Raw genomic sequence first — 9089 nt, forward strand, 5'->3', positions numbered from 1 at the left:
TCACCGACGCGATCGCGCGTCGGCATTCCCCCTACATTACCGGACGCCCCACCGAAGCGGGAGGCGTCACCGGCCTGCCCTACGGTGGTCGCATGCCGTCCTCACCTCGCTCAGCCGCGAACACCGCGCAGTCCTCCTCGGCCTTCCGCAGCCTCGCGCGGGCCGGATTCGTCGCGAACGGGGTCGTCCACGGGCTCCTCGGCGGGCTCGTGATCGCCGTCTCGTTCGGCGGCGACGAACAGACCGACCAGGGCGGCGCCTTCCAAGCCATCGCCCAGGCGCCGTTCGGTGCTGTTCTGCTCTGGGCGTGCGCGGTGGCCCTCTGGGCTCTGGGCGCGTGGCGCGCCGTCGAGGCGTTCCTCGCGCGTGGCGCCAGCGGCAGTGATCGCGCGAAGCGCGCCGTCGAACAGGGCGGGCAGGCGGTGGCCTTCTTCGCCGTGGGCGGCATCGCCGCATCCGTCGCCCTCGGCGGCCAGTCTCAGGGCGACCAGAGCGCGCAGAGCGCCAGCGGCAGCGTCCTCGCCCTGCCGGGCGGGCCGCTGATCCTCGGTGCGGTCGGTGCCATCGTCGTGGCGATCGGGATCGGATTCGTCGTCAAGGGCGTTCGGAAGTCGTTCCGCAAGAAGATCACCGTCCCCGGCGGCAGCGTCGGTTCCGCACTCATGGGGCTGGGCGTGGCCGGTTACGTCGCAAAGGGTGTCGCCCTCGTCACGGTCGGCATTCTCGTGATCGCTGCCGCGGTCACCGTCGATCCCGCTGCGGCCGGCGGTCTCGACGGGGCAGTCCGGGCACTGCTGCAGACACCCGCCGGTCCGTGGTTGGGCGCCGCCGTGGGCGCCGGCTTCGTCGCCTACGGCGTGTTCACGGTGCTGCGGGCAAAGTACGCACGCCTCGAGGCCTGACCGGTCCTCAGTCGAGGTCGGGGTCGCGCCCGGTGCGCACGCCGGTCTCGAGTCCGCCGATCGCGGCGACGTCGTCGGCGTCGAGCACGAAGTCGAACACGTCGGCGTTCTCGCGCAGCCGCGCGCTCGACGTCGACTTCGGGAACAGCACGAGACCTCGGTCGAGGTGCCACCGGATGACGACCTGAGCCGGAGACTTCGCGTATCGCTGGGCGATGCGCGCGAGCACCGGTTCGTCGAGCAGTCCGCCGCGGGCGAGCGGCGCCCATGACTGCGTCACGATGCCGTGCGCCGCGTTCCACTCCTGCAGATGACGCTGGGGAAAGCGGGGGTGCAGCTCCACCTGGTTCACGACGGGGCGCACGCCGGTCTCAGCCACGAGCCGGTCGATGTGATGCGGCGAGAAGTTGCTGACGCCGATCGAACGCGCCCGCCCCTCCTCGGCCAGACGAACCAGAGCCCGCCACGTGTCGACGTACCGGTCGAGGCTCGGAATGGGCCAGTGGATCAGGTACAGGTCGACCTCGTCGACGCCGAGGCGGTCGACGCTGGCATCGAAAGCGCGCAGGGTCTCGTCGTAGCCCTGGTCGTCGTTCCACACCTTGGTCGTGACGAAGATCTCGTCGCGGTCGAGGGCGGCGCGCCGCATCCCCTCTCCCACCTCCGCCTCATTGCCGTAGAGGGCCGCCGTGTCGACGTGTCGATAGCCGTCGGCGAGCGCACCCGCGACGAGGGCGGCCGTCTCGTCGGCCGGCACCTTGTAGGTGCCGACACCCAGCTGAGGGATGCTGCGGCCGTCGGCAAGGGGAATGCGCGGGGCATGGATCACCCATCCACGTTATCCGCGCAAGCATGCACGCGCGATCCACGTCCTGATGTGCAACCGGACACCTCGCTGTCACCTGAGCGGATGAGCGTCGACTCGACAACGTGGCGGCGCGATCGATACTCGCGCCATCGCTCACCCCGCACCCGAACAAGGAGAGTCCATGACTTCCCCCGATCGACACCCGATGCGGCGCTTCGCGCGCCGCTGCGCCGCGGTGACCGCGACCGCCGGTCTCGCCGCCGGCCTTCTGGCCGCCGGAACGGCGCCCGCTGCCCTCGCGGCGCCCGCCGAGCCCGACGCCGACCTCGCCTCGCGGTTCACCTTCGCGGTCCTGCCCGACACGCAGTTCTACTCGCGTTACTCGTCTGACCAGTTCTTCCCCCGTTACGGCACCGACCCGTTTGCCGAGCAGACGAAATGGATCGCGGCGAACGCCGACGCCCTCAACATCCCCTTCACCGCTCACCTCGGCGACATCGTCGACCGCGCCGGCACTCAGCGCGAATGGGAAGCCGCTGACCGGGCGATGAAGACGCTCGACGATGCGGATCTGCCCTACTCGATCCTCCCGGGCAACCACGACGTCCTCGACAGCGGCAAGTGGGACAACGAACTCAATGCCGCCAACGAACCGTTCAACCGGTGGTTCGGCCCCACACGCGCGGCCCTGCAGTCGACCTACGAGGGAAGCGACGCGACCGGCCTGAGCCAGTACCACATCTTCGAAGCCGAGGGACAGCAGTTCATGTCTCTCGCACTGTCGTGGAACCCCTCCGACGCCACGCTGGAGTGGGCGCAGAGCGTGCTCGACGCGCACCCGACCGTGCCGGTGATCCTCACGAACCACGCCCTGATCAACGTCGCAGCCGACCAGACGTCGCCGATCGAAACGGGCGACAGCGAGCGGATGTGGGAGAAGCTCATCAAGAGCAACGACCAGATCTTCATGACGCTCAACGGGCACTTCCACGGCGCCACCCGCCAGGTGAAGAACAACGACTTCGGCCACCCGGTCAACCAGATCCTCATGGACTACCAGATGGCCTACGAGGGCGGGAACGGCTACCTCGGCCTGTTCGAGTTCGACCTCACCAACGACACCATCTCGCTCGAGACCGGCTCGCCGTGGGTCGTCGCCAAACCCCAGGAGACGCTCACCTCGTACGACCAGCCGCTCCTCGACGGTGTGCACCAGCGCTTCACCCTCGACCTGGACTTCAGCGAGCGCTTCGCGGGCTTCGCCCCGGACTTCACCGCCGGAACGCCGGATGAACCGTCGCTCAGCCAGGCGGCCCGCGACATCCTGCTCGACGGCTTCGAGGGCCCCGACCCGATTTCGACCGAGCTGCCGGGCAACGAACTCGACTTCGTCGAGGTCGACGGCACGCTCGCGCACTGGCGCTTCAACGGCAAGAACGGTGTCGTCGGCGCCGACACGGTGATCGAAGACGTCGCGGGCGACAACGACCTCACGCGTCCGAACCCGGCGAACACGAACACCGTCGGCACGACGTGGGAAGACCTCACCATCGAAGACACCGATGTGCACGGGTTCTCCTCCGACGGCGCCGCCGCGTGCTTCGACAACTCCTCGGGCTCGCGTTACAGCTACCTCACCACGGCATCCGACGCGGCGATCAACAACGCCGACCTCTCCAACGGCTACACCATCGAGACGTTCGTCAAGATGGACGCCGACTGGACCGCGAGCGCCAACCAGTGGTCGAAGTTCCTCACCCGCACGGGCAACCGTTCGCAGATCGGTGTGCCCCGCACGCAGTGGGACTGGACTGCTTCCCCCAGCGCGCTCGGCATCTCGAACCTCCGCGAATTCCAGTGGACCAGCCTCGACGCCAACGCCGCACTCGGCGACCGCGTCAACTGGTCGGGCGAGATCATGGTCGACAACTGGTCGCACGTCGCGGTCGTGAACGACCCCACCTCGCGCACCACCACCATGTACGTCGACGGTGCCCCGGTGCTGCGCAACGCCACGAACGTCGGCGGAATGGCCTGGCACGAGGGCTACTCCTGGATCCTCGGTGCCGACTGGGTCGACAACGCGGCCCGCAACGGATGGAACGGCTGCGTCGGCGAGACCCGCATCATCGACCACGCCACCACCCCCGACCAGTGGCTGACCCAGCGCGCCGACCTCTCCGGCTTCACGGTCGACGAGGCGCCCACGAGCGCGGTTCCCGCTGACGCCGAGTCTGTGACCTTTGCGGGCACAGGATTCCCCGGCGCCGAGGTGCGCCTGACCCCGGGCGACACCAAGACCGTCGTCGAGGCTGACGGAACCTGGGAGCTCGAGCTCACGGGAGAACTCGCTGCCGGCATGCAGCAGGTCGAGCTCGTTCAGGCCCTCGGCAGCCGCGACGGCGAGCCCGTCTCGGTCGAGTTCGAGGTCGAGCAGTTCGCCGTGACCGCTTCGGCGTCCACTCGCGCGCTCGCCGGGAAGCAGTACGTCTCGGTCGTCGCAACGAACAACGAGACGACCGCTGTCGACATCACGATCGAGACGGCATACGGCTCGAAGACGTTCACCGCGGTCAAGCCCGGCAAATCGGCGAGCGTCTCGATCAACACGCGACTGGGCACCATCGGCGCAGGCACGGCCACGGTGAAGGTCACGGGCGTCGTCGACGGCGCCCCCGTGACGATGACGAAGACGGCCGCCTACGCCGCGTCTTGATCCCGCACACCCGGGGGCTCACGTCACGTCGCGTGAGCCCCCGGCCCCCTTGCGCTCATCGCCCGGCGAGCGCATCGAGAACCATCCCAGAAGGAGAACCAGAACAATGAACACTTCACGCGCGCTGCGCTGCAGCATCACCGCCTTCGGTGCCGTCCTGCTCGTCGCTGCCGGAACCGCCGCAGCGTCGGCGGCCGAATACGGCGACCAGAACGTCGATGTGAATGTCGAGATCCAGGAGATCGAAGAGCCCGGCGTGCTGGCCATGACGGTCGCCACCGGCCCGACCAACCTCGTCGAGAACGGTTCGACCGAGCTCGTCCGTCAGTTCACCGGAGCGCTGCCGACCGTCACCGTCACCGACACCCGCGACCCCGACGAGATCGCCGACGGTGCGGCCTGGTACGTCATGGGCAGCGCGAGCGACTTCGTCGACACCGAGGCGGTCACCACGATCGACGCCGAGAACCTCGGCTGGTCCCCCGCAGCCCTCGGGGACGCGGAAGGCGACCCGGCCATCTCGATCGGCGGCGACGTCGAGCCGTCGACCGCCGGCGGCCCCGGCCTCGTCGACCAGGAACTGCTGTACCTCGGCGACTCCGCGGCGACGGCCGGCGGCACCTGGAGCGCAACGGCCGATCTGAAGCTGCAGGTCCCCGCCGACGTCGAGCCCGGCTCGTACTCGTCGGTTCTGACGCTCTCGCTCTTCGAGTAACCCCTGCGGTCGGGGGCGGGCCTCACCCGCCCCCGACCCTTCTCCGACTCCCTCCGCGCACGGCCGGCACCCGTCGCAGTGGACACCTCCCCTCCCCCCGAGAAGACCACCGAAAGAAGACTCCGACATGACACACCCACTGACTCAACGATCACGAGTGGTGATGGGCGGCATCGCAGGATGGGCCCTGGCGGCCGGGCTCGTCAGCCTGACCGTCGTCCCCGTTCACGCTGCGGAGCCCACCACGATCGACGGCATGAACCTCGATTCCGGGGGCACCGCGGTCGTCAACGACGTCGAGCGCGAAGACATCGCACCCGGATTGGTTCACGTCGCATACGACCGTCTCGATGACAACGGATGGCAGCAGATCAACGTGCTGAAAGCCGAACTCTCGCAAGAGACCGTCGCGATGAAGTACCTCTCCCCCGAGACCGTGGCCGGTAGCGGTGGCACGGTCACCGAAATGGTCGAGCGGGAGAACGCCATCGCCGGCGTCAACCTCGACCGCTTCGACATCAACAACTCCTGGGCGGCCGCGGGCTGGGGCATCGCCGACGGCGAGATCGTGAAGTCCGGCAACCCCGACGCCCGCGCGAGTGTCGGAGTCACTTCCGACGGGCTCGGCGCCCTGGTCGACTTGGTGCTCGAAGGAAGCGTCACCTTCGCCGATGACACCGCCGTGTCGATCACCGGCATCAACGTCTACGCCATGGACACCAGCGGCGTCGCGCTCTACAACTCGCAGTGGGGCGAGTTCAGCCGCGCACGTGCCTTGTCCGGCCCCGACGCGGGCGTAGAGGTGCAGGTCGGCGCAGACGGCGTCGTCACCTCGGTCGCCGACACGGTGGGCGCCGGCGCCATCGCCGACGGCACCCAGATGCTGGTCGCCGCCGACGGCACTCCCGCCGCGACCCGCCTGCTGACACTGCAGGCCGGCGACTCCGCCGAGATCGCCTACGGGGTGCGCGACGACGCCCTCGACATCGAAGAAGCGGGCGGCGCATGGCATCGCCTGCTGGCCGATGGCGAGGTGGTCGACAACGGCCAGGACGGGCACTTCACGACCGAGAACCCCCGCACGATGATCGGCTTCAGCGACGACCGCCGCACCGCCTACTTCGTCGTAGCCGACGGTCGCAGCAGCACCGCCGACGGCATGGTCTTCCCCGAGATGAGCGCCCTGATGAGCGACCTCGGTGCGGCCGACGCGATCAGCGCCGACGGCGGTGGATCGAGCCAGATGAACGCCCGTCGCCCCGGTGACAGCGCGACGTCGATCGTGAACAGCCCCTCCGACGGCTACGAACGCCGAGACGCGAACGGCCTGGGCTTCACTCTCGCCCGGGCGGGCTCGGGGCAGCTCGTCGACATCCTCGTCGACGCCGACGCGACCGGCGACGACGCGAACCGCGTCTTCCCCGGTCTGCACCGAACGCTGACCGCGACCGGCGTCGACGAGAGCCTCAGCGCTCTCGACGGCGCGACCTTCTCGTGGACCGACGACGCCGAAACCGCTACCGTCGACGCCGTTGACGGCGGCCGCGCGCGGGTGCGAGGCGGCGCCGAAGGGCCTGTCACCGTGACGGCGACGTCGGGTGGAGTGTCTTCCGACCTCGAGATGACCGTGCTCAACGAGCTCCAGCGGCTGACAGCATCCGATTCGGTCCTGTCGCTGACCGGTCTCGACGACACGGCGACCCTGCAGCTCAGCGGCCACGATGGCGAAGGCTTCGAAGCCACGGTCGAACCGGTCGACGTCACCGTCACGGCGAGCCGCGAGGGCGTGCTCGCCGTCACCGATGCCGGTGACGGTGGGTTCCTCCTCACCCCGACCGTGGCATCGGGCGGTGTCACCCTCACGTTCACCGTCGGAGACGCGTCCGTCCAGGTCGCGGTGACCGTCGGCATCGAGGAGCGGCTCATCATCGACATGGACGAGGTCGTCACCGACGCCTGGCGTGTCACGGGAGCCCGCGGCACGTACAGTGTCGCGCCCGGTGAGGGCCGCGACGGAGGAACGGCCGCGCACCTCACCTACGACTTCTCGCAGTCCACGGCGACGCGCACCGCCAACACGCGCCCCGCCGTCGGCCACCCCGGTTACGAGATCCCCGGACAACCCAGCACGATCAAGGTCTGGGTCAAGGGCAACACCACGGCCGGCGCCAATGCCATGACCTACCTCGGGTATTCCGATGCGACCGGCGCCTTCAAGTACGCCTACTCGTCGGCGCCGCAGGGCACCGAATGGCAGCAGATCTCCTACGCCGTCCCGGCCGGCACCGCCTACCCGATCCGCCTGCAGATGATCAGCGCCTACGAGACCTCCGCGGCCAACCTCCCGGTCGGCGACATGTGGTTCGACGACCCGGTGGCCGAAGTCGCTCCCGAGGTCGAACTGCCCATCGCAGGTTTCGTCACCGACGACACCATCGTCGCGGACGGACAGACGGATGCTGCGCCGTTGCGCGTCGCCGTCATGTCCGACGCGCAGTTCGTCGCCCGCGACCCCGAGAGCGGTCAGGCAGAGGGCGCGCGTGAAGCGCTGCGCGAGGTCGTCGCGGCCGAGCCCGACGTGCTGTACATCAACGGCGACCTGGTCGACGAGGCCTCCCCCGAAGACTTCGCGCTCGCCCGGCAGATCCTCGACGAGGAACTCGCCGGGGTCGACTTCCCGTGGACCTACGTTCCCGGCAACCACGAGGTCATGGGTGGGGCGATCGGCAACTTCACGTCGGCGTTCGGCGACACCTACACCTCACGCGACGTCGACGGAACGCGCTTCCTCACGCTCAACACCGCCAACGGCGACCTGAGCAGCGACTACGCGCAGCTGCCGTTCCTTCGCGACCGGCTCGAAGAAGCAGCATCCGACGAATCCCTCACGGGAGTCGTCGTCCTCCAGCACATGCCGATCGACGACCCGCTCGTAGCGAAGTCGAGCCAACTCTCGGACCGCCAGGATGCCGGTCTCGAGGAGGACTGGATGGAAGACTTCCGTTCCGAATCCGGCAAGTCGATCGCGATGGTCAACAGCCACGTCGGCGTCTTCCACTCGGCCGTTGCCGACAACATCCCGTACGTCATCAACGGCAACTCCGGAAAGAGCCCCGCCGCATCGGAGTTCGGCTCGTTCACCGGCTGGACGATGCTGGGCATCGACCCCGCGTCGGGCGACTGGCGAAACGACGGAAAGACCGTTGCCGACGACAACTCGGCCTGGTTCGCGGCCGAGGTGCAGACGCGCGTCGAGTCGGTCTCGCTGACCGCCCCGGAGTCGTACCTCGAGGCGGGCACGGAGTTCGCCCTCGAACCGACGCTGCTGCAGGACGACACGCGTCGTGTCGACGTCTCGTGGCCGATGAGCTATGCGTGGACCAGCTCTTCGTCCGTCTACGTCGGTGCAGCTGCCGATGCGCCGGCCGATGCGGTCGCATCACTCGATCCCCGCACACACCGCCTCACAGCGCTGCGCAACGGCTCGGGTGACGCCACGCTGACGATCAACGGCGTGTCTGAGACCGTGTCGTTCTCGGTAGGAGCGCCGGCGCCCGAACTCGACGTGACCGCCACGGCGGCCGCGCGCACCATCGCGGGCAAGAAGTACGTGTCGGTGATCGCGACGAACAACGAACCCACCCCCGTCGACATCACCATCGACACCGCCTACGGCTCGAAGACGTTCATCGCCGTCCAGCCCGGCAAATCCGCCAGTGTTTCGATCAACTCGCGACTGACTGCCCTCCCCGCGGGCGAGGCAACGGTCACCGTCACCGGGGTTGTCGACGGCGAAACCATCACGACGGTCAAGACCGCCGGCTACCCGGCGTCGTGAAGTTCGGGGGTTCGCGCGTGACGGCGCGGACCCCCGAACCTCGTTCGCGCGACGATTATGGGGGGGGGGGGGGGGGGGGGGGGGGGGGGGGGGGGGGGGGGGGGGGGGGG

The 9089-nt window shown here is 68.8% G+C and carries 5 protein-coding genes; 4 read left to right on the top strand and 1 reads right to left on the bottom strand.

Going from position 1 to position 9089, the window contains the following annotated elements:
* The first annotated feature begins 92 nt into the window (after nt 1-92).
* Nucleotides 93-902, top strand: coding sequence for a DUF1206 domain-containing protein (locus tag ACFXQA_RS00490; RefSeq protein ID WP_394517823.1), 810 nt, complete (start codon nt 93-95; stop codon nt 900-902).
* Nucleotides 903-909: 7 nt separating this feature from the next.
* Here ACFXQA_RS00490 and ACFXQA_RS00495 read toward each other — a convergent pair whose 3' ends face one another.
* Nucleotides 910-1731: an aldo/keto reductase gene (locus ACFXQA_RS00495; protein WP_394517824.1), complete on the bottom strand. Its 822-nt coding sequence runs from the start codon at nt 1729-1731 to the stop codon at nt 910-912.
* 160 nt (nt 1732-1891) lie between these two features.
* Here ACFXQA_RS00495 and ACFXQA_RS00500 point away from each other — a divergent pair, with 160 nt between their 5' ends.
* The 3 genes from ACFXQA_RS00500 (at nt 1892) to ACFXQA_RS00510 (ending at nt 8979) form a co-directional block, all read left to right on the top strand.
* Nucleotides 1892-4426 (top strand): metallophosphoesterase, encoded by a 2535-nt coding sequence (locus ACFXQA_RS00500; RefSeq protein WP_394517825.1) that lies wholly within the window; start codon nt 1892-1894, stop codon nt 4424-4426.
* Nucleotides 4427-4532: 106 nt separating this feature from the next.
* Entirely contained in the window at nt 4533-5141 is a 609-nt protein-coding gene (locus tag ACFXQA_RS00505) for a hypothetical protein (RefSeq protein ID WP_394517826.1), read from the top strand.
* A gap of 127 nt (nt 5142-5268) precedes the next feature.
* The gene (locus ACFXQA_RS00510; RefSeq protein WP_394517827.1) at nt 5269-8979 is read left to right on the top strand and encodes a phosphodiester glycosidase family protein; all 3711 of its coding nucleotides are present in this window, start codon (nt 5269-5271) and stop codon (nt 8977-8979) included.
* Nucleotides 8980-9089 lie beyond the last annotated feature (110 nt).

The sequence above is a fragment of the Microbacterium shimangi genome (assembly GCF_043556445.1).
Classification (GTDB): Bacteria; Actinomycetota; Actinomycetes; order Actinomycetales; family Microbacteriaceae; genus Microbacterium.

What these genes read in the sequence shown, in the direction of transcription:
- ACFXQA_RS00490 (WP_394517823.1), top strand. Translation starts at nt 93, where the DNA reads ATGCCGTCCTCACCTCGCTCAGCCGCGAACACCGCGCAGTCCTCCTCG.
- ACFXQA_RS00500 (WP_394517825.1), top strand. Translation starts at nt 1,892, where the DNA reads ATGACTTCCCCCGATCGACACCCGATGCGGCGCTTCGCGCGCCGCTGC.
- ACFXQA_RS00505 (WP_394517826.1), top strand. Translation starts at nt 4,533, where the DNA reads ATGAACACTTCACGCGCGCTGCGCTGCAGCATCACCGCCTTCGGTGCC.
- ACFXQA_RS00510 (WP_394517827.1), top strand. Translation starts at nt 5,269, where the DNA reads ATGACACACCCACTGACTCAACGATCACGAGTGGTGATGGGCGGCATC.